Annotated in this window: 18 protein-coding genes; 9 read left to right on the forward strand and 9 right to left on the reverse strand. The window is 59.4% G+C overall.

Annotation, left to right across the window (positions count from 1 at the left end; all coding sequences use genetic code 11):
• Positions 1-100: 100 nt before the first annotated feature.
• The 6 genes from OOF89_RS10175 to OOF89_RS10200 all read left to right on the forward strand — a co-directional run bounded on the left by OOF89_RS10175 (position 101) and on the right by OOF89_RS10200 (position 6,211).
• Positions 101-1,810, forward strand: coding sequence for an ABC transporter substrate-binding protein (locus OOF89_RS10175; RefSeq protein WP_266075757.1), 1,710 nt, complete (start codon positions 101-103; stop codon positions 1,808-1,810).
• A 72-nt stretch (positions 1,811-1,882) separates the two neighbouring features.
• Positions 1,883-2,845 (forward strand): ABC transporter permease, encoded by a 963-nt coding sequence (locus tag OOF89_RS10180; protein WP_407661605.1) that lies wholly within the window; start codon positions 1,883-1,885, stop codon positions 2,843-2,845.
• Position 2,846: 1 nt separating this feature from the next.
• On the forward strand, positions 2,847-3,854 hold the full coding sequence (locus OOF89_RS10185) for an ABC transporter permease (protein WP_266075761.1): 1,008 nt from the start codon (positions 2,847-2,849) through the stop codon (positions 3,852-3,854).
• Positions 3,851-4,912, forward strand: a complete 1,062-nt coding sequence (locus tag OOF89_RS10190; protein WP_266075763.1) for an ABC transporter ATP-binding protein — start codon at positions 3,851-3,853, stop codon at positions 4,910-4,912. The genes OOF89_RS10185 and OOF89_RS10190 overlap by 4 nt, the downstream gene beginning before the upstream one ends.
• On the forward strand, positions 4,905-5,999 hold the full coding sequence (locus OOF89_RS10195) for an ABC transporter ATP-binding protein (RefSeq protein WP_266075764.1): 1,095 nt from the start codon (positions 4,905-4,907) through the stop codon (positions 5,997-5,999). The genes OOF89_RS10190 and OOF89_RS10195 overlap by 8 nt, the downstream gene beginning before the upstream one ends.
• Before the next feature lie 2 nt (positions 6,000-6,001).
• Complete coding sequence (locus OOF89_RS10200) at positions 6,002-6,211, forward strand: hypothetical protein (RefSeq protein ID WP_266075766.1); 210 nt, start codon at positions 6,002-6,004, stop codon at positions 6,209-6,211.
• Positions 6,212-6,307: 96 nt separating this feature from the next.
• Here OOF89_RS10200 and OOF89_RS10205 read toward each other — a convergent pair whose 3' ends face one another.
• Positions 6,308-6,862 (reverse strand): type 1 glutamine amidotransferase domain-containing protein, encoded by a 555-nt coding sequence (locus tag OOF89_RS10205; protein ID WP_266075768.1) that lies wholly within the window; start codon positions 6,860-6,862, stop codon positions 6,308-6,310.
• 96 nt (positions 6,863-6,958) lie between these two features.
• Positions 6,959-8,176: an MFS transporter gene (locus tag OOF89_RS10210; RefSeq protein ID WP_266075770.1), complete on the reverse strand. Its 1,218-nt coding sequence runs from the start codon at positions 8,174-8,176 to the stop codon at positions 6,959-6,961.
• Positions 8,177-8,476: 300 nt separating this feature from the next.
• Between OOF89_RS10210 and OOF89_RS10215 the strand changes: the two genes are divergently transcribed.
• Positions 8,477-10,246 (forward strand): hypothetical protein, encoded by a 1,770-nt coding sequence (locus OOF89_RS10215; protein ID WP_266075772.1) that lies wholly within the window; start codon positions 8,477-8,479, stop codon positions 10,244-10,246.
• A 29-nt stretch (positions 10,247-10,275) separates the two neighbouring features.
• Here the strand turns inward: OOF89_RS10215 and OOF89_RS10220 are convergent, their stop codons facing one another.
• Positions 10,276-10,908 carry a LysE family translocator gene (locus OOF89_RS10220; RefSeq protein WP_266075774.1) on the reverse strand — a complete coding sequence of 211 codons (633 nt, stop codon included), beginning with the start codon at positions 10,906-10,908 and terminating at the stop codon, positions 10,276-10,278.
• 115 nt (positions 10,909-11,023) lie between these two features.
• Positions 11,024-11,158, reverse strand: a complete 135-nt coding sequence (locus tag OOF89_RS10225; RefSeq protein ID WP_266075776.1) for a hypothetical protein — start codon at positions 11,156-11,158, stop codon at positions 11,024-11,026.
• 173 nt (positions 11,159-11,331) lie between these two features.
• Between OOF89_RS10225 and OOF89_RS10230 the strand changes: the two genes are divergently transcribed.
• Positions 11,332-11,805, forward strand: coding sequence for a hypothetical protein (locus tag OOF89_RS10230; RefSeq protein ID WP_266075778.1), 474 nt, complete (start codon positions 11,332-11,334; stop codon positions 11,803-11,805).
• 20 nt (positions 11,806-11,825) lie between these two features.
• Here OOF89_RS10230 and OOF89_RS24535 read toward each other — a convergent pair whose 3' ends face one another.
• From OOF89_RS24535 to OOF89_RS10255, 5 genes are read right to left on the reverse strand one after another with little or no spacing between them, the layout of a single operon-like run.
• Entirely contained in the window at positions 11,826-13,133 is a 1,308-nt protein-coding gene (locus tag OOF89_RS24535) for an ABC transporter ATP-binding protein (protein WP_303657559.1), read from the reverse strand.
• Position 13,134: 1 nt separating this feature from the next.
• The gene (locus OOF89_RS10240) at positions 13,135-14,268 is read right to left on the reverse strand and encodes an ABC transporter ATP-binding protein (RefSeq protein WP_266075779.1); all 1,134 of its coding nucleotides are present in this window, start codon (positions 14,266-14,268) and stop codon (positions 13,135-13,137) included.
• A 10-nt stretch (positions 14,269-14,278) separates the two neighbouring features.
• Positions 14,279-15,268, reverse strand: a complete 990-nt coding sequence (locus OOF89_RS10245) for an ABC transporter permease (RefSeq protein WP_266075781.1) — start codon at positions 15,266-15,268, stop codon at positions 14,279-14,281.
• 2 nt (positions 15,269-15,270) lie between these two features.
• Positions 15,271-16,269, reverse strand: a complete 999-nt coding sequence (locus OOF89_RS10250) for an ABC transporter permease (RefSeq protein ID WP_266075783.1) — start codon at positions 16,267-16,269, stop codon at positions 15,271-15,273.
• Positions 16,270-16,305: 36 nt separating this feature from the next.
• Entirely contained in the window at positions 16,306-17,892 is a 1,587-nt protein-coding gene (locus OOF89_RS10255; protein ID WP_266075785.1) for an ABC transporter substrate-binding protein, read from the reverse strand.
• Between the two features lie 496 nt (positions 17,893-18,388).
• Between OOF89_RS10255 and OOF89_RS10260 the strand changes: the two genes are divergently transcribed.
• Positions 18,389-20,236 carry a cation:proton antiporter domain-containing protein gene (locus OOF89_RS10260; protein ID WP_266075787.1) on the forward strand — a complete coding sequence of 616 codons (1,848 nt, stop codon included), beginning with the start codon at positions 18,389-18,391 and terminating at the stop codon, positions 20,234-20,236.
• Positions 20,237-20,251 lie beyond the last annotated feature (15 nt).

The raw sequence follows: 20,251 nt of genomic DNA on the forward strand, positions 1-20,251 counted from the left end.
TAATGGCTGTAATATGAATTATGTTTAATTTATCCTACGATTATCATTTCTAACCATGAAAAAGCTTTTTGGCCGATTGGCATCTCGTCTGAGAAGACGCATGGCAAGGCGTGACACGACAACATACAACATAGATCGTAGACAGTTCTTGGGTATCGCCGGTGCGCTCTCGAGTGGAGCACTAGCCGGTTGCTTTGGCCAAGGTTCCGACGATTCGTCGGGCGGTAACGATGGTGACAAGGTGCGGCTGAACGTCGCGCTCTCCGCGGAAGTGTGGAACTTCGACCCCGCACTGTGGACGGATACCGCGACGAGCACCATCGGCGGTCTCGTCTACGACGAGGTAATCGAACTCACGCCGGACAACAAACTGAAGCCAGGTGTGGTCGAATCGGTTCCCGAGGCGACGGCGGGCGGAAAAGCGTTCGAGTACAAACTCCGTGAGGGACTGAAATTCCATAACGGCGACGACGTCACCGTCGAGGACTTCAAATACTCCGTCGATTGGATCCTCAACCCGGACAACAAATCGCCCATCGCGAGCCGATTTCCGTTCGTCACGGGGACGGAAATCGTCGGCGATAGGACGCTTCGATTGAACCTCGAGCAGCCGTTTTCGACGCTGAACTGGTGGTTGACCCGCGGACTCGAAGGTATCGTTCCGAAAGGCTCGCGTGGCAACGTCGCAAAAGGCAAGGGTCCGAGCGGCCTCTCGACCGACCTCACGAAGAATCCGGAGGGTGCAGGCACGGGACCGTTCAAATTTTCCGAGTGGAAAAGCGGCAGCCACGTCCTGTTGACGAAATTCGACGATTATTGGAAGGACGACCAACCGAAAGTCGATGAAATCAAATTCAACTTCATCTCGGAAAACTCCACCCGTCTCGCGAGGCTCCGGTCCGGAAACGTCGACCTGACGAACAAGGTACCACCCAAGGATTTCGAGTCGCTGAAAAACCGCCCGAAAGTCCAGACGGAAAGCGTCCCCGGAAACACCACCGAGGTGCTGTACGTCAACCTGATGGAAAGCGGGGACAACCCGATGAGCAACGTCAACAACCGTCGGGCTGTGCTGTTCGGCACCGACGCACAGGAAATCGTGGACGAGGTGTTCCACGGTCAAGGCGTGGTTCAGAAGGGGCCGTGGTATCCCGACGACGAGTGGACCTCTCCGAAGCTGAAGAAAATGAACATGTACGACCCGAAGAAGGCCAAAGAGGAGTTGAAAAAGGCCGGAAATCCGGACGGGTTCTCGATGGAGATCCTTGCCACGAAAGGGTCGTGGTTCAAGGACGAGGCGGTCATCATCCAGAATCAACTCTCCCAGATCGGCATCGACGTCACCGTTACGACGATGGACAAATCGACCCTGTTCAATCAGGTCTACGGAACGACGGATTGGCACGCTGCGATGGAGGACTGGGGTCAGTCGATTCCGGTTGCCACGTACTGGCTCGATGCCGGATACGCGGACAACAACCACAACCACAACAACTGGCACCATCCGTCCGAGGACCTCAAAGATCCGTACGAGGCGAGCGGTCCTCCGGCCCCGAAAGATGCGAAGGGTGATTTCTCGAACGGTCACGAGTGGTTCGTCTCCCGACTTCGGGAGGCACAATCCGCGGGAAGCGAGCAGAAACAGAAGGAAATCGTCTGGGAACTCGAAGAGTATCTCGTCGAGAACGCCATCCAGATCGACCTCGCGTACGTGAACAAGCTGGAGGCGTGGAACAACTCCGTCTCCGGGTACGACATCGGGACGTTCGAAGACGAATACCGCACCGCGATGGTCGGGAAGGGGAACTAACGCCGACAGACACCCGTTTTTCCGAATGCAATACAATACTACACACCGCGGGACGGTGCATCGCCGATGAGTATGGCCAGGTACGTGTCGAAGCGACTGCTTCTCACCGTTCCCGTTTTGTTGGGCGTGAGCGTGGTCGTTTTCGGCCTCGTCCACCTCGCGCCGGGGGGTCCGGTTCGGGTGATGCTCGGTCCGCTTCAGAGCGCGGAGTTGGTCGAGCAGATTCGGGCGGATTTAGGCCTCAACCAACCCCTGTACGTCCAGTATGGCCAGTGGTTGTCGAACGTCCTCACCGGGAACTTCGGTACGTCGTGGACGGTTCAGCAAGGAACACCGGTGAACACGCTGATCGGTGAGCGGCTACCGGTAACGCTCGAACTCTCGATACTGAGCATGCTGGTCGCCATCTCTATCGCCATTCCCGCAGGTATCATCAGTGCGGTACGACAGAACAAGAGTGCGGACCACGCGGCGCGCATCGCCGCTCTCGCCGGGATATCGATCCCGGATTTCTGGCTCGGTATCATCCTCATCATGATATTCGCCGTCCAGTTCGGATTTCCGTGGGCGACGGGCGGATGGGTACCACCGTGGGAAGATCCGGTTACGAACCTCAAACAGCTACTGCTGCCCGTCATCACTCTCGGTACGGCGTATTCGGCCCTCATCGCGCGAATGATGCGCTCGGAGATGGTCGATGCGCTCGGCCAGGATTACATTCGGACGGCCCGAGCGATGGGCATCAAAGGGCAGGAAGTCGTCCTCAAGGACGCGACCAAGAACGCGCTGATTCCGGTCGTCACCGTCATCGGAATCGGCCTCGGGCAGTTGATGAACGGGGCGATTCTCACGGAGACGGTGTTCGACCTCCCGGGCGTCGGTCGGTTGTTGATAACTGCCATCGACCGCCGGGATTACCGGGTCATTCAGGCGCTCGTGCTGTTCATTGCGGTCGTCTTCGTGTTCTCGAACCTCATCGTGGACGTGTTGTACGCCTACCTCGACCCGCGCATCAGATACGACGGAGGGAAGTAAAATGGCGATTCAAGACGAACGATCGAACGTACACGACTCGAACAGTACCACGAGCGACCACCGAAGCCAACTGGAGATGTTCTGGCGGGAGTTCCGCCGGAACAAACTGTCGCTCGTCGGCGGAAGCATCATCGCTGTGATGATACTGACCGCACTGTTCGCCCCGGTGCTGGCACCACACGATCCGATACAGCAGTTCGACGCGCCGGAGGGCGAACACAACCCACTGCCGCCGGGAGCGACAGTCATCGAGAAGGACGCCAGCGGGCAGACGATCGGAACGACGACGGTACTGCTCGGTACCGACCATCACGGTCGCGACATCCTTTCGCGGCTCATGTTCGGATTACGAACGCTCCTGACCGTCTCCCTCGGCGTCGTGTTGTTCTCGATGGCTATCGGCGCGACGGCCGGGGCGATCGCTGGCTACTACCGCAATAGCTGGGTGGACGAGATCATCATGCGGTTTATGGACATCCTGTTCTCGTTCCCGAGTCTCATCTTGGCGATCGCCGTGCTCGGTGTGCTCGGTGTCGGAAAAACTTCGTACGGGTCGTTCACGCTGCCGAACCTGCTGAAGATAATCGTCGTCATCGGAATCGTCTACATCCCGAGCTTCGCCCGCGTCATGCGCGGTTCCGTACTGAAGGAGATGGAAGAGGACTACGTCGATGCGGCGAAGGCGCTCGGCGCGAGCGACCGACACGTCTTGACGAAGGATATCGTCGTCAACACGATTCCGACCGTCGTCGTGCAGGCGACGCTGTACATGGGAACTGCGGTGCTGGCGAGCGCGGCACTCTCGTTTCTCGGACTCGGAATCCAACCGCCGAAAGCAAGTCTGGGATTGATGCTTTCGAACGCCCGTGGCTATCTCTATAGCGGCGAATGGTGGTATTCGGTGTTCCCCGGCGTCATCATCGTGCTGGCGATTCTCGGCTTCAACCTGCTGGGTGACGGCCTGCGCGATGCGCTCGACCCACGGTACACGGAGGAGGGTGCAGAATGAGTGGTCCAGTCCTCTCCGTCCGTGACCTCGTCACTCGCTTCTACACCGAAGAAGGAACGGTCAAAGCCGTCGAGGGGACGTCGTTCGACCTCTACGAGGGCGAAACGCTCGGCATCGTCGGCGAATCCGGGTCCGGAAAGAGCGTCACCGCACTGTCGGTGATGAAACTCATCGAAAAACCCGGCCGTATCGAAAACGGGGAAATCATCTACCGAGGGGATGACCTTCGGGAGAAGTCCGATGCCGAAATGCGTCGCATCCGAGGCAACGAAATCGCCATGATGTTTCAGGACCCGATGACGAGTCTGAATCCGGTGTTTACCGTCGGCCAACAGATCGCCCGCGTGATTCGCACGCACAACGATATTTCGGAGGCCGACGCCCGCGAACGGGCGATCGAGTTGATGGCTGACGTCGGCATCCCGGAACCGGAGTCGCGAATCGACAACTATCCCCACCAGTTCTCCGGTGGGATGCGTCAACGGGCGTTGTTGGCAATGGCGATCTCCTGCGAGCCGGACGTGCTCATCGCCGACGAACCCACGACGGCCCTCGACGTGACCATCGAGGCCCAAATCTTCGACGTACTCGACGAGTTGCAGGAAAAGTACGGCATGAGCATCATCCTCATCACGCACGACCTCGGCGTCGTCGCGGGGAGTTGTGACCGCGTCGCGGTCGCATACGCGGGACGCATCGTGGAACGGGCGAGTGTCGATGATCTGTTCGACAGTCCCCGTCATCCCTATACCCGTGGATTGATGCGGTCGATGCCGCGTCTTCGCGGTCGAAGCGACCGACTGACACCCATCGAGGGGAACGTGCCGAACCTCATCGCACTTCCGAGCGGTTGTTCGTTCCATCCGCGATGCCCACATGCCACGGAGGCGTGCAAACGGTACGACCCACCACTTCGAACGGTCGAACCGAACCGGGAGGCCGCGTGTCTTCACGCGGCCGGATACGGTTCGATTCCGGGCGATGGAACCGCCAGTAGGGCCGTGACGGATGGTGGAGTCGGTGAAACGACGGCTGATGGAGGGTCGGACGATGAGTGACGACCCACTCGTGGAAGTCCAGGGCCTGACGAAACATTTCGTCCAGCAGGACGGCATCATCAACCGCTATCTCGGTAACACGGAGACGGTGAAAGCCGTTCAGGACGTGAGTTTCGACATCGAACGGGGAGAAACGTTCGGATTGGTCGGCGAGTCCGGAAGCGGAAAATCGACGACTGCACGGTCGCTGCTTCGACTCGACGAACCGACCGACGGTGTCGTCCGATACGACGGCACCGACTTCACCAAACTCGGGAGCGGCGAGGTAAAATCGATGCGAAAGCAGATGCAGATCGTGTTTCAGGACCCCGCATCGAGTCTAAACCGGAGGAAGACCATCGGTCAAATAATCAAACAGCCGATGAAGATACACGGCCTCTACGCCGGTGAGCGGGACGAGCGCATCGACGAACTCATGGAATCGGTCGGCCTGCCGCCACAGTGGTCGAACCGATATCCACACGAACTGTCGGGCGGGCAACGCCAGCGCGTCGGCATCGCGCGTGCGCTGGCGGTTGACCCCGATTTCATTGTCGCCGACGAACCCGTTTCCGCGCTCGACGTGTCGATCCAGGCCCAGATACTGAATCTGCTTTCGGACCTGCAGGACGAGTTCGACCTCACGTTCCTGTTCATCGCCCACGACCTCTCGGTCATCCGCCACGTCTGCGACAGGGTTGCCGTGATGTATCTCGGCGAAATCGTCGAAATAGCCGAAACGGACGAACTGTTCGCCAGTCCACAGCACCCCTACACGCGGGCACTGCTATCGGCGATTCCCGAACCGGATCCGGTACTCGCCAGACAGCGCGAAGTGCTGTCTGGCGAGGTCCCGTCGCCGATCGACCCGCCAAGCGGATGCTCGTTCCATCCGCGGTGTCCGAACGCGACGGAGGAGTGTCGTTCGGTGGACCCCGCTCTGGAACAGGTCGATGGGGGGACTGAGGGCCATCACGCCGCGTGCGTCCACGTGACGGCGTTCGAATCGGAGACCGGTATCGCCACCGACGAAGTCGCCATCGACGAACGATACAGTATCGACTCGTTCCCCCACGCGAACGGCGTCGGCGGGGGAGCGACGGACTGACCATGTCGCTCGCCCTGAAACCGCTCCTCCGACTCGGGCTGACGTTCGCCATCGTCTGGTTCTATCTGGGCTTGACGGGGACGTGGTTCGACGGGTGGCCGCGCGTGCTCGTGACCATCGCGCTCGGCATTCCGACGTGGCTCGTCGTCAGCCGCGCGCTGTTCCCGGCGAGCGATTCGGATCTACGGTTGGACGAAAAGTGGGACGAATAAGGACGGCTCACTGAAACCGAGCGTGAGGGATACTCGCGTTCAGAAGTCATGAACCGCCTCGGTGATTCGGTTTTCGCGGTTCGTGACGCCGTACCGTTAGTGACGACCCTCTGCAAATTCCTCCACGATTTTATCACAGAACGCGGGCAAGTCGTCCGGATCACGGCTGGTTACCAATCCTTGGTCGACAACGACCTCCTCGTCGACCCATTTTCCTCCCGCATTGCGAATGTCGGTCCGCAAACTGGGATACGAGGTAAGCGTTCGGCCATCGACCACGCCCGCCTCGATCACGGTCCATGGACCGTGACAAATCACGCCCATCGGCTTGCCCGCCTCGGCGAACTCCCGTACCAATCGCACCGCGTTCTCGTCGGCACGAAGTCGGTCGGCACCGACGGCACCACCCGGAACGAGTAGTGCATCGTACTCGTCCGACGATATCTCGGAGAACGTTCTCTCGACCTGAAACGAGTCGCCCGGTTCGAGGTCGTTGTTGACCGTGCGAACCTCACCGGTTTCGGCACCGATGACATCGACGGTTCCCCCGGCATCCTCAACCGCTTCCTTCGGTTCGGTGAACTCTACTTGTTCCGTTCCCCGCTGTGCGATGAAAATCGCCACTGTCGTGTCGTCGAGTGTGTCTGCCATCCTTATCTCCCCCGGAGAGTCCTGGACTCCGCAGACTATGTTAAATATTGTGGCGACCCGTTTGCTGTCGTGATTGTATGTCTCTTAGGTGACCGGTCACTCCGGCGAAGTCGTCTCCTTCTTCCCCCGTTCGATACGATTACCCAGTCGGTAGACGGCGCGGAACGCGACCAACGCGATGCCGACTTCGAGGAGTCCGGTCACCGTGAATGCCATCGTAAACCCGAGTCGGTCGGCGAGGCCGCCGCCGACGAGGAAGCCGGTCAGGAATCCGAGGCTTCCGAAGGCGTTGAACCCGGCCATGGCGACGCCGCGGTCGCGGTCGGGCGCTACGTCAGTCACGAGTGCCATCGTCGCCGGGGAAACGAGTGCGCCGCAGACACCGACGGCGATCATCGCTCCAGCGGCGATGGGAATCGAGGGTGCGAGTCCGACGGCGATGACGGTGACGCCGTAACAGATCGAGCCGACGATGACCGGTACGAACCGGCCGATTCGATCGGAGAGTCGTCCCATCGGATACTGGAGGAGTGCGAACGGGGCGAAAAAGAGCGCGAGCATCAGTCCCGTCGTACCCGCATCCAAGCCGAACTCGGTCTGGAAGTACAGGGTCCCGACGAGCGCGAAGAACCCAGCCGTCAATCGGTCGATGAAGCCGAACGCGTACGGTATCGTCAGTTCCGGACGGTCACGGAGTCGCGCAAGAGCCGTCGCGACGGTCGCGTGTGAGGAGGACGGGACGTGTTCGGGAATTGATATCGCGAGCAGCCCGGTACCGAACATGAGTGCGCTCGCGGCGACGAGCGGGGTCGTGGGGTGAATCTCGGAGAGTTGCCCGCCTATCGGCGCACCCATCGCAGTGCCGAGGCCGATAGCGATACCGGCCGCACCCATGTTCCGGCCGTGGCCCCCTCGAAGATCCATCAACATCGTCATCGACAGTGAGAACGCCGCGATCGTTGCAGCACCCTGTGCGACCCGAAGCCCCAACACGGAACCGAACGAGAGGTCGAGCGTCGGCGCGACGGCGAGTGCCGCGTACCCGATAGCGCCGCCGAACGCGCCAGCCACCACGAACGGGACGCGTTTTCCGAGACGATCGCTCAGATGTCCCCACACGCCCGCACAAACGACGAACGCGGCGAATTCTGCGACAAGAAACCACGTCCCTCCGTCGAGTCGGTCGGTCGCACCGAGATGGACGACGAGATCCGGGACACCGGGATAGAGGAGTACCTGTGCGAGTAGCACCGTCCATATCACCGCGGCGAGGCGGACGCGCTCGCCGCGTCCACCGTTCGTCAACCGACCCATCATCGGTGATTAGGGTCGCCGTCGGAAAATCCTATCTACATTGTCGTGCCGACTCGACCCGTTGGCCCCCTCCATCGACCAAGTATGGTTTTGAAAGCGTGCAATAAATATCGATTCCGAAAATCCATCTTGTAACGTCGGAAATATTCAAATTACATTTAGTACAAATAACTCCTCAAATATTTATTTGATTTAACTTTAGATAAATATAACAGTTCACTCGGCGATTTATTACTGTCCATGTCGGGCAAAAACAGCGGCCGAGAGTCGAAACAAAGTACGAACGACGATCGATTTCGCATGAATCGGCGGCAGGCACTGCAACTCGCGGGTCTCTGTGTTGGGAGTTTGGCGGTTCCGGGAATCGGCTCTACCGACGTTCGAGCGGCGTCGGACTGTGCGAACGGGCCGTTCGAACGAACGTATTCCGGTGCGACGGTGAACATCGCTCACCTCGATAGAAAGCGGGGGCGGAAAGAGGGATCTAAAAAGCGGAGCGGTCCAGCGTCCCCAGCAAGCGAGCGGGAGATGGAATCGCTGCAGTCGAACGCCGAAAGGGGACGGCACGGACGACGGTCGCGGAACGAGGAACGAGCCGACGAGGACGACGAGGGACTGTCGATTCACGACGAATACGACGGTGTGGGGGCGGAAGGGACACGCGGCGGTGTTCCGTCGGATTCACAGATCGCGACGGGGCGAAGCAAGAACGTTCACGCGCTCAACCAGCAGATCGCTGTCTTCAACAAACGTTCGGGGAACCAACAACTGAAGGTACAACTCGAAGATCTGTTCGAACCGGTCATCGACGAACCGGAAGGCGGGTTTGCCTACGGCTATCCGTTCGTTTTCGACCCTCGGGCCAGATACGACCGCAACGAGGATCGGTTCGTTATCGCCGCAGTGCAGTACGAACCCGGAATCACGGCGGACGGCGAAATCGTCGATAGGGAAGAACAGGAAGAAGGAAAGGAACCGGGAGAGGAGGAAGGCAAAGAGGGCGACTCGGAGCCCCTCCAACGCCCACCGAAAGGCTGGTGGTGTATCGCCGTTTCCGACAACAGCAATCCGAACGGAAAGTGGCACGTCTACCGCATCCCGCCGCTGAACAACGAAGGACTCGTCGATTACCCGACGCTCGGACTCGACCGGGACGCGGTCTACCTCGCACAGAACTTCTTCGGCGAGGAGTTCGAGGTGACGATGGTGACCCTTGACAAGGAGGCGATGTACGACGGTCGGGACGTGACGGCGAACCACTTCACCGCCCTCGACAATCCCGACGTCGCCAACGAGGACTTTACGGTCCAACCCGCGCTCCAGCCGTTCTCGGGCGGTAGCGACGGAACGTTCTATCTCGTGGATAGCGTCTTCCCGTCGCCGACCGCCAGCGCGCTTACACTCTGGGAAGTGACCGACCCGGTAAACGACCCGTCGCTCGACTGTTTCACCGTCGATGTCGAGGAGTTCGCCTACCCGCCCACGGCCCGGCAGCCAAACTCGGAAAAACGCATCGACACCCTCGGAACGCGGCTGATGAACGCGGACTACAACGACGGGTCGTTATGGACGGCGCACACGATTCAGTACGACTGGAACGGCGACGGGAATGCCGTCGCCGCCATCAAATGGTACGAAATCGACACGGAAGCCCGTGAAGTCGTTCGGAGCGGCGTTTACGGCGATCCCGACAGGTCCTACTTCATTCCGACGGTCGGGTCCGACGGCGATTCGACAGTCATCACGCATAACGTGAGCGGGCCGGACACCTTCCCGCGAATGGACGTTCTCGGCCGGAACGGGGATGACCGGGGAGATGACGGTAACGAAGGGAATGATGACGAAAACGGATGGCGGTCAGTCGTCGTTCAGGACGGTGAATCGCGGTACGACTACGGCGAGGGTGAAGACGTCATGCGTTGGGGAGATTACAACGGCGTCAGCCTCGATCCCGACGAAAGGACGTTCTGGACCGTGAGTCAGTACTCGCCGGACATCAACATCGACCCGGATGCGGAGGAGCGCGACCCGTATCACACGCGAATCGCGGAAATCTCGCTCGACGACTGAGCGACCGATCGCTTCGACCGATCGTTTTCTCAGACGCCGGGTCGTTCTTCGAGCGCGAGCGCGATGCCGAAGCCGACGAGGACGCTGGCGCTCGCGTATCGAAGTGCGTTCCGAATACGTTCTCGCTCGGTTATCGTTCGGCGTGCCCGACTGGAGAAGACGGCGAGGATCGACTGATAGCAGAAACCGAGCATTCCGAACAGGGCGCCGAGCATGAACGTCTGGACGGCGAAACTGCCGCCGGGTTGGACGAACTGAGGGAGGAAGGCGAGGAAGAACACGGCGACCTTCGGGTTGAGAACGTTGATCGTGAACGCCTGTCGGAACGATTCGCCGTGCGTTTGGCCGGTGTCTTCGGGCGTTATTTCGAACTCATCGCCGTTTCGGAACGTCCCGACGCCGAGGTAGACGAGGTAGCCCGCTCCGACGATTTTGACGGCGGTGAACGCGAGGGCCGACGCTTTCAGGACGGCGGACAGTCCGAGTACGGCGGCGGTAGTATGAACGAGACAGCCGGTAGACGTTCCGGCAGCGGCCGCCACGCCTGCGGTTCGACCGTCGCTGACGCTCCGTTTGAGCGTGTACATGCTGTCCGGTCCGGGTGCGACGTTCAGCGCGAGCGCTGCCGGGACGAACGCGAGCAAAACGCCCATGTCGATCATACGTGAACGTCAGGGGCATCCGGTATAAACGCTGGGTGGCTGAAGGAGCCTCCTTCCGACCGTCGGGGCGCCCGAACTGGTCGTCCTGTTCACGATACTCTCGCGAGAGTATCGTCTATGCACGCTCCGCCGTTTCGTCGGCGTCGCGCCCGCGCCCGTCGTTCGATTCCGTGGATTCGGCGTCGTCGGACCGTCCGAACAACCCGAGATGCAGGTAGGCCCATGCCTCCGCCCTCTTTTTCCGTGTCATTTTCATCGTTCTCCGTGTCGTCGATCGTCGCTTCACCCGTCCCTATGATTTAGGGGAACCTAAAAGTTTGGTCGCGGCACGGATTCGAATGACACTGGCTGTCCGACTTTCCTCGAAACCGAGCCACAAAAGCCACCACCTCCCATCGATTGGTATAACACGAAACCGTACCAATGTCCCGGACAGATTCGGACGACCAGTTGGGGTTCGACCAGAACGTCGATTATCTCGGACGCGCACTCAGAGCTATCGTCCCGCAGTGGGTCGCCCAACGAAGCATCACGACAACCGTCACGACCGACCGACCGAGATACGAGGTCGGCGACGAGATACGAATTACGGTCGTCTTCGAGAACCGACTCCCGGTTCCGATGGTCGTCGAAACGCCGCGACAGCGACTTTGGGGATGGGAAGTGGATGGGCAGCTCGAGGCGAGTGACCAACCCTACTACGTCCGCGACAGACCGAACGCGTTCTACTTCCGAGCGCGAGAGAAAAAGCGCGCACACGTGACGTGGGACGGCCGATTCGAGCGGCGCGACGAATCGGCCCGCGTCCCGGCCGAACCGGGGGAGTACACGATCAGCGCCTATCTCGCGACGGACGACGAACGGCCACGTGACGGGACGACCATCACGCTTCGATAGCGCGATGAGACTGTCGTCGATTATCGCTCCTGTATCCCCTCGACAACGTCATCGCGGTGTCGGTGACACGCCGCATCGTGCGGCCCCGTTCCGAACTCCGACGGCACCTCGTAGTCAGGAATCCGTTTCGCACAGATGCTTCCCTCCGCGAACGATTCCGTGAGGCGTTCTTTCGCACCGTCCCAGTCGTCGCGCAGGATCTGCTTGATCGCCTCGTCGATGGTCCGTCCAGCGTCGCCATCCGGCATCGACCCGTCGAAGAATTCGACGAGGATGTCGGATTCGCCGTCCGGTTCGAACGAGCGGCGTTGTACCTCCCGAAGGAATCGTCGGGTGTGTTCCCACTCGACGGGAGACAACTCGTACTCGGGCGGTGCGATAAGTTTCGGACACCGCGTTCTGAACCGACAGCCACTTGGCGGGTCGATGGGACTCGGAACGTCGCCTTCGAGGACACCGCGGGTTCCCGTTTCGCGGGGGTCCGGCACCGGAATCGATTCCAACAATGCCTGTGTGTAGGGATGCTGTGGATTTTCGTACAGCTCCTCCTTGTCCGCGAGTTCGACCATCTGCCCGAGATACATCACGGCGACGCGGTCGGAAATGTGGCGAATGACCGAGAGGTCGTGGGCGATGAACAGGTACGTCAGCCCGAACTCGTCCTGCAGTGACCGCATCGTGTTCAGCACTTGTGCCTGGATCGACACGTCGAGCGACGAGACGGGTTCGTCACAGACGATGAAGTCCGGATTCACGCTCAGGGCACGGGCCAGATTCACGCGCTGTCGTTGCCCACCCGAAAAGGCGTGCGGATGCCGGTTGTAGTGTTGCGGGTCGAGACCGACCTTTTCGAGGAGTTCGCGTGCTCGTTCCTCGCGACCCTCCGAATCGTACATTCCATGGGCTTTCATCGGCTCCTCCACGATGGGACCGATTTTCATCCGCGGGTCGAGCGAGGACTGTGGGTCCTGGAAGATCATCTGCATGTCCTTGCGCTGATTTCGCACCTCCTCGTCGCCCATCTCGGTCAGGTCCTGGCCTTTGAAGTAGATCGTCCCTTCCGTCGGGCTCAGCAGTCGAAGGATGGTTCGCGCCAACGTACTCTTTCCACAGCCGGACTCGCCAACCAACCCCAGCGTTTCGCCCTTGTGAATCGTAAACGACACGTCTTCCACCGCACGAACCGATTCCGACGACTCGCCGAACAGTCCGGAGAGGAAGCCACCACCGTCGGTGAAGTGCTTCGTGAGCCCTTCGACTTCCAGAAGCGGTTCGCCCATCGCCGTGTCGTCCTCGTCGAGTTGTCGCGCTGTCATCGAATCGCTCATTTCAGTTACCCCCCTCCGGTCGGTCGGCGAGTGCGTCGCCTGTGATTCCCGACTTCGTGCGAACCTCGATCGGGTCGCTGAACCAGTATCCTGCGTCGAACTCGTCGTGTTTGATGCAGGCAGACCGGTGTGAGGCCTCGTCCGGGTCGTCCCTGTCGCTGACTTCCCGACACTCGGGGTGAACCTCGACACAGGCTTCACGGGCGTCCGGACAGCGCGTGTGGAAGCGACACCCTCGCGGGGGGTCGATCGCTTCGGGCATCACGCCTTTCACGGGCTCCAGTTCGTGCACGGTCTGGTCGGGGCGCGGCATCGAATTCAACAGGGCTTCCGTGTAGGGATGTTTCGTATCGTAGAACAGGTCGTCTACCGTCGCCTGTTCCACGATTTCGCCGAGATACATCACGTTGACACGGTCACAGAGCTCGGCGACGACCCCCATGTCGTGGGTCACCCAGATAAAACTCGTATCGTATTTGTCCTGCAGATCGTTCACCAACGAAAGGATTTGACCCTCGACGGTCACGTCCAGCGCCGTCGTGGGTTCGTCCGCGATGATGAGGCTCGGTTCGCAGGCCAACGCCATGGCGATGAGCACACGCTGGCGCATCCCACCGGAGAATTGGTGGGGGTAGTTGTCGTAGCGTGCTTCGGGTTCTGGAATCCCGACCTCGCGAAGCATGTGCACCGCTTCTTCCTTTGCCTCCTTTTTCGAGAGGCCGCGATTGATTTCGATGAACTCCCGAAGCTGATTGCCGACCGTGAACACGGGATTCAAGCTCTCCATCGGATCCTGGAAGATGATGGCGATCTCCTTGCCACGAATCCGCCGTCGCATCTCCTCGTTCGACAGCATCTCGTCGCGCGTCTCCAATTCGCCGTCCGGCCCTTCTTCGACGCCGAACAGCAGTTCATCCTTGAAGCGGACTTCGCCCCCGACGATTTCGCCGGGATGATCGATGAGGCGGAGAATGCTCTGGGCGGCGACGCTCTTTCCGGCCCCGCTTTCGCCCACGAGGCCGACGATTTCGCCCTCTTTCACGTCGAAGGAGATACCATCGACCGCACGAACGACGCCTTCCTCGGTGAAAAACTGTGTCTTCAGATCGTCGATTTTGAGTATTGTCTCTGTCATTATCTTCTGATTAGTTGTTTATTCGTGGGTCGAGCGCGTCTCGCAGGCCGTCCCCGAGCAGGTTGAACCCCATCACGGTGATGAGAATGGCGAGGCCGGGCCACAGGCTGAACCACGGGTCGGGAAGCATGTAGCCACGTGACTGATTCAGCATCTGGCCCCACGATGGCGTCGGCGGTTGTGCGCCGAAGCCGAGGAACGAGAGACCGGCCACGATGAGGATGCTGATGCCGACCTGCAAGGTTGCCTGCACGAGAACGGGTGCGAAGCTGTTCGGGATGACGTGTCGGAGGATGATGTTTCGGTCACGCACTCCCGCGGCACGTGCCGCCTCGATGTACTCTTCCTCGCGTACGCTGACCACGCGCGATCGAATCAGCCGGGCGAACACGGGTATCGTCGTGATACCGACGCCGATCATGGCGAAGGTCAAATCGCGGCCGAACGCGGCCATGAACGCGATGACGAGCACGAGGAACGGGATCGCATACAGCGTCTCGACGAGGCGCATCAGCGCGTCGTCTATCCACCCGCCGTGATACCCCGCGACGGCGCCGACGAGGGTGCCCGCGATGAGCCCGAAGCCGGTCGAAACGATGCCGACCTGCATAGCGATTCGGGTCCCATAGACGAGTCGGACGAGAATGTCGCGGCCGCGGTGATCGGTTCCAAGCGGATATTTCCACGTCCCGGTTCCGAACGTGTTCTCCATCCCGACCGGTGGGAGGAGGATCCGTGCGTTCGCGGGGTCGTTCACGGGATTGTACCAGAACCGACTCGCGATGGCGTAATCGAACAGTTTCGCGTCTATCCACGCGAAGACGGCGACGGCGAGAATGAAGCTGATGGTGTAAAAACCGATTCTCGCGGTCGTATCCCGGCGAATTTGATCGAGCGTATATCGCCAGCCGACACGGGACTCAACCCTTTCGTCGGAGTCGTATCGCTCGTTCGACTGCGATTCGCGGAGTTTGTCGGATGAAGTTTCACCTGTTCCCATCGTCAGTCCACCTCGTCGTAGGTCACGCGGGGATCGATATACGCATACGAAAGGTCAGTGAGGATGACGCCGACGACGAACGTCAGGCCGAAAAAGACCGTCGTTCCCATGACCAGCGGATAATCCTGATTGTTGATCGCCGTAATGATGAGCCGTCCCATTCCGTTGATGTTGAACACCGTCTCGGTCAGTACGGCTCCGCCGAGCGCGGAAGTAAGTTGGAGTCCAACGACGGTAATGACCGGGAGTTGTGCGTTGCGGAAGGCGTGTTTTCGCAGAATCGTTCGTTCGGAGACTCCGTAGGCACGCGCCAACTTCACGTACTCCTGCTGGAGGACCTCCAACATCGACGACCGTTCGATTCGGGTAATCGCCGCCATCTGAAGGGTCCCGAGCGAAAGGGTCGGCAAGAGCAGGTGCATCCCCGTCTGCCAGAAGACGTCGAGTTGCGAGGACGCCCCTTCGACAGAACTGGGGTTCGCCCATGGGAGAACCAGCCCCGTCGCTGGGAACCAGTTCAGATGGTACGCGAAGACGATGATGAGCATCAGCCCGATCCAGAACGATGGCGTACTGACGCCGATGAGGGCGACGATACGCGACACGTGGTCGGTCGGTTGGTTCCGCCGTCTGGCGGAGATGATGCCGAGCGGAATGGCCGTCACTAGTGCGAACGTGAAACTAGAGAGCATGAGCAGGAGCGTCACCGGCAGTCGCTCCATGATCTTCGTCAGTACGGGCGTTCCGTAGTAGATACTCTGGCCGAAGTCACCCTGTACGAGCGCGGTGAGATAGTTCACGTACCGCACGGGGAGCGGTTCGTCCAGGCCATACTGCGCCCTGATTTCCTGGACCATCTCTGCACTCGGGGATGGCCCGAGCATGATCTGGACGGGGTCGCCCGGAATCGCGTTCGTCAGCAGGAACGTAATCGTCGCGATTCCGATCAGAACCGGGATAGCTTGCAAAGACCGGCGAATCGTGTATCGGAGAATTCCCATGTATGTCGTTGAATCGTATCGAAACGGGGTCGATGGTTACTGCGACCCGATGGATGCGTTCGTGTAGTTGGTCGCGACCACGAAGCTCAGAACGGGGTGTGCCTCGAACCCGTTGACGTCGTTTTTCATCCCGAAGCTGTTTTTCAAGTTGTAGGCCGGAAGATGCGCCCGGTCGTTCAGCATTTTCGTGATGGCGTTCTTGTACAGCCTCTTGCGCTTCTGTCGGTCCGCGGACCGTCGCGCCTGATTGATCTGTTTGTTGATACCGTTGTAGTAGGTGCCGTCCGTCGTACCGTGTGCTTCCTTCGTGAAGAAGTAGTACGTGAACGCGTCCGGGTCAGGGGTTCCGGACCAGCCGAGCGTGTACATGTTGTAATCGTTCGGGTTACCCGAGACGTATTTGTCGAGGAACGCACCCCAGTCCAGTCGTTGGACGTTGGCATTGTACCCGGCCTCCTTGATGCCGTTCGCGACCGTGACACCCAACTGTTCGCGCTTGTCGTCCGGCGGGACGATGATGTTCGCGTTCCAGTTGTCCGGCACCGAATCGGACTCGTCGAGAATCGTCTTCGCTCGGTCGATGTTCTTGCCGTGCGGAATGTTTTTCCACTCCTTTAGCGGCATTCCCCACTTTTTCGAAATCAGCTCCGGCAGCGGACTGTACTGGCGGACCCCGCTCGGTTCCACGAAGTTCGACACCGCTTGGTCCATGTCGAAGCAGTAGTCGATGGCTTCTCGCACTTTGGGGTCGGCCGTCGGCCCGTTCTTGCAGTTGAACGCGAGATAGAAGTACCCCATCCCGTCGACAGATGCTATTTTCGCGTCGCCCATGCTTTTTACCTGTTGCCAGAGCTTGGGCGGAATTTCCTCGATTACGTCGCTTTCGCCGGTCTGGAGGCTCGTCAGGCGAGTCGTCGGTTCTTCGACGGGCTTGAATTCGATTCCTGCGAGGTTCGGTACCGGCTCCCCCCAGTAGTCGTCCCACCGGGAGATTTTGGCCATATTCCCTTCCTGCCAGCTATCGAATTTGAACGGGCCGGAACCGACCGGGTTTTTCTTGTTGAACTTGCCCTTGTCCTTTTCCCGAACGCTCTTCGGAACGATAGACCACGTCAAGGCGTTCATGAACGGACCGTATGGATATTTCAAGTCGAACTTGATCTTCCGTTTGCCAACCTTCGAGATGGACTTGATCATGTTCAACTCCGCCGCGTTCTCGGTCTCTTCCTTGACTGGCGCTTCGAACGAGTATTTTATGTCCTCGAACGTGACAGGGTCACCGTTTTGGAACTTCGGACCCTTCTTCATCTCGACGATGTACGTTTTTCCGTTGTTCTTCACCTCGGGTTCGCTCGTCGCCATCTGTGGGACGACGTCGATACCCTTATTGTAGGTGTACAGCCCCTCGAAGACCTGACTCGCCACCTGTGAAGATGGTACGTCGTTGAGGACGATGGGGTCGAACTCAAGCGGACTCTTGACCTGTGCGAGGGTCAGCGTACCGCCGGAGTTCGTTTGTTGGCTCCCCGAGCAACCGGCGAGTGCCGCGATACCAGCACCGCCAAGCCCCTGGAGGAGCCGTCGCCGTTTTATAGCATCCGGAATTGTGTCGTGATCGATCATACTTTGTATATATTCGTGTTTCGCCGCTCGTTCGAATCGGTGTTATCGTACCGAGCAACTGTCGCGTCTTTTGACCGAACAAACCATTGTTATTGGGTGGCTGAAAACGCCCTTCTTGTCCGGTAGTGACCTCATACTGTAATTTGTGAATAATAGTTACGTATGCTCGCTTCGGTGTCGTTTTATGGCTACTGTGGGCCTCATCGGCGCTTCTGCGTGTTCTTTGCAGATAGCACTAAGCAACGATTCACATACTCTATTCTACAATATTGTCGGCAAATACGAGGCGTTTCGAGGTTGAACCCGAAACGAGGACAATGAAGTGAACGGTGAATGATTCGAGTGGTCATCCAACTGGACTCGTCGTCGAACGATGTCCATGATGGCCGCGACATTTATCCGTGAATCGGTTGACATGCTCTTGCTTGCGGTCCGTCATCGGAGGGGTCGCAGCTGTTCCTCGGGCGAACGGAACGTCCGCCGAGGTTACTGAGCGATGGCCACTGATGCATTACTCGTTTCGGCGTCGATAATCCTGCTCGGAGCCGTGTCGAAGCTCCTCGCCGACCGATACGGTATCCCGAACGTCGTCTTTCTCCTCGGATTCGGCATTCTGTTCGGTCCGGAGATGATCGGCCTTCTCGACCCGACGTTGTTCAACGACAGTCTCTCGACAATCGTCTCGCTTGCGGTCGCAATCATCGTCTTCGAGGGTGCGTTCAGCCTCTCGCTTTCGAGAATACGGTCAGCATCAACCGCGACGCTCAGACTCGTCACTCTCGGCTCCGCGATTACGTTTCTCGGATTGAGTCTAACGATTCGCTTCCTGCTCGGCCTTCAGTGGAGCCTTTCGTTTCTCATCGGCGCACTCCTCGTGGCGACCGGTCCGACCGTGGTAACGCCGATACTGGAACAGACGAACGTCCGAGAGGGCGTGAAAACGACGCTCGAAACCGAAGGCATCGTCAATGACCCCGTTGCTTCCGTATTGGGGGCAGTCATTTTCAGTGCGGCGGCGCTCGGAAAGGAGCCGTTCACGCGCGGTGGACCGGTAGACGAAGAAGTCATCATCGAGTTCGTCACCACGCTCAGCGTCGGCGTCCTCATCGGTATCGTCGCCGCAGTCGGGATCGGCTACGTGCTTCGAAATCTCAGCCGAAAGCCACAGGATTCGAGGCTCGCCGTACTAGCGACGGCACTCATCACGTTTGCCATCGCCGATCTATTCGCATCGGAGGCGGGCGTCGTTTCGGTCGCAGTAGCCGGGTTGCTGTTGGGAAACGAGGATATCCCGTACGATCAAGAAATCGCGGGGTTCAGCGGAGACATCACCGCGATCGTCTTGAGCATCGTCTATCTCATTCTCGCGTCACTGCTTCGCTTCGAGGAACTCGTGGAGTTCGGCCTCGCCGGCGTCGCCGTCGTGCTGGTCGCAATAGTGGTCATTCGACCACTCAGCGTCCTTCTCTCGACCGTCAACTCCGATTTCACACGCAACGAACGGCTGTTCATTTCGGCTGTCGGCCCGCGAGGGATCATCCCTGCATCTACTGCGACCCTCTTCTCGCTCCAACTCGCGACGGCAAACGTGGAAAACGCGAACAACGTCGTCGGCGTCGTCTTTCTCGTTATTCTCGCGACGGTTGTGGTAGAGGCGGGCGGCGCGCCGTTCATCGCAAAACGACTCGACATCGTACCCATGACGATACTCATCATCGGCGGAAGCAGCATCGGACGGACCCTCGCGGAGCGTCTCGAGGATAGGGGTGAAAACGCCATCATCATCGAGCGCGACGCGGATACTATGGCCGACCTCCGAGCGGAAGGGTTCTCGGTCGTTCACGGCAATGGAACGAACGCCACAGTCCTCCAGGATGCAGGTGTGAGCGACGCGAAAATGGTGGTTGCGGCGACTGGCGAAGACGACCAGAACATCCTCGCGTGTCAGACCGCTCGGACGAAGTTCGGCATCGAAGACCTGTTTGCACGGGTGAACGACCCGGCGAACGTGGACGCTTTCGAGGACCTCGGGGTGCGAACCACGACGCCTGCGCTCGCAACGGTCGATACGCTGGACGACCTCATCCTTCGGCCGAGCCTGTTCGAGTGGCTTTCCAGCGTCGGCGACGAAAACGAGATCACCGAGGTGACCGTGGGTTCCGAATCGGCTATCGGAACCGAACTCCAAACCGTCTCGTTTCCGGACGAAAGCATGGCAGTGCTCGTCCGACGGAACGGCGAGTATTTCATCCCGGAATGCGACTTCGTGCTCCAGGAGGGAGACGTGGTTACCGTTTTGGGAACGGCTGACGCTGTCGAAGAGGCGGCGGCGATGTTGGAATAACCCCAGTCACAACCG

The organism is Haladaptatus caseinilyticus, assembly GCF_026248685.1.
GTDB lineage: Archaea > Halobacteriota > Halobacteria > Halobacteriales > Haladaptataceae > Haladaptatus > Haladaptatus caseinilyticus.

Bases quoted from the DNA above. Each gene is read 5' to 3' on its own strand.
- OOF89_RS10215 (WP_266075772.1), top strand. From the start codon at position 8,477: ATGAATCGGCGGCAGGCACTGCAACTCGCGGGTCTCTGTGTTGGGAGT.
- OOF89_RS10250 (WP_266075783.1), bottom strand. From the start codon at position 16,269: ATGGGAATTCTCCGATACACGATTCGCCGGTCTTTGCAAGCTATCCCG.
- OOF89_RS10205 (WP_266075768.1), bottom strand. From the start codon at position 6,862: ATGGCAGACACACTCGACGACACGACAGTGGCGATTTTCATCGCACAG.
- OOF89_RS10240 (WP_266075779.1), bottom strand. From the start codon at position 14,268: ATGACAGAGACAATACTCAAAATCGACGATCTGAAGACACAGTTTTTC.
- OOF89_RS10245 (WP_266075781.1), bottom strand. From the start codon at position 15,268: ATGGGAACAGGTGAAACTTCATCCGACAAACTCCGCGAATCGCAGTCG.
- OOF89_RS10175 (WP_266075757.1), top strand. From the start codon at position 101: ATGGCAAGGCGTGACACGACAACATACAACATAGATCGTAGACAGTTC.
- OOF89_RS24535 (WP_303657559.1), bottom strand. From the start codon at position 13,133: ATGAGCGATTCGATGACAGCGCGACAACTCGACGAGGACGACACGGCG.
- OOF89_RS10255 (WP_266075785.1), bottom strand. From the start codon at position 17,892: ATGATCGATCACGACACAATTCCGGATGCTATAAAACGGCGACGGCTC.
- OOF89_RS10230 (WP_266075778.1), top strand. From the start codon at position 11,332: ATGTCCCGGACAGATTCGGACGACCAGTTGGGGTTCGACCAGAACGTC.
- OOF89_RS10185 (WP_266075761.1), top strand. From the start codon at position 2,847: ATGGCGATTCAAGACGAACGATCGAACGTACACGACTCGAACAGTACC.
- OOF89_RS10220 (WP_266075774.1), bottom strand. From the start codon at position 10,908: ATGATCGACATGGGCGTTTTGCTCGCGTTCGTCCCGGCAGCGCTCGCG.
- OOF89_RS10190 (WP_266075763.1), top strand. From the start codon at position 3,851: ATGAGTGGTCCAGTCCTCTCCGTCCGTGACCTCGTCACTCGCTTCTAC.
- OOF89_RS10210 (WP_266075770.1), bottom strand. From the start codon at position 8,176: ATGGGTCGGTTGACGAACGGTGGACGCGGCGAGCGCGTCCGCCTCGCC.
- OOF89_RS10195 (WP_266075764.1), top strand. From the start codon at position 4,905: ATGAGTGACGACCCACTCGTGGAAGTCCAGGGCCTGACGAAACATTTC.
- OOF89_RS10180 (WP_407661605.1), top strand. From the start codon at position 1,883: ATGGCCAGGTACGTGTCGAAGCGACTGCTTCTCACCGTTCCCGTTTTG.
- OOF89_RS10260 (WP_266075787.1), top strand. From the start codon at position 18,389: ATGGCCACTGATGCATTACTCGTTTCGGCGTCGATAATCCTGCTCGGA.
- OOF89_RS10225 (WP_266075776.1), bottom strand. From the start codon at position 11,158: ATGACACGGAAAAAGAGGGCGGAGGCATGGGCCTACCTGCATCTCGGG.
- OOF89_RS10200 (WP_266075766.1), top strand. From the start codon at position 6,002: ATGTCGCTCGCCCTGAAACCGCTCCTCCGACTCGGGCTGACGTTCGCC.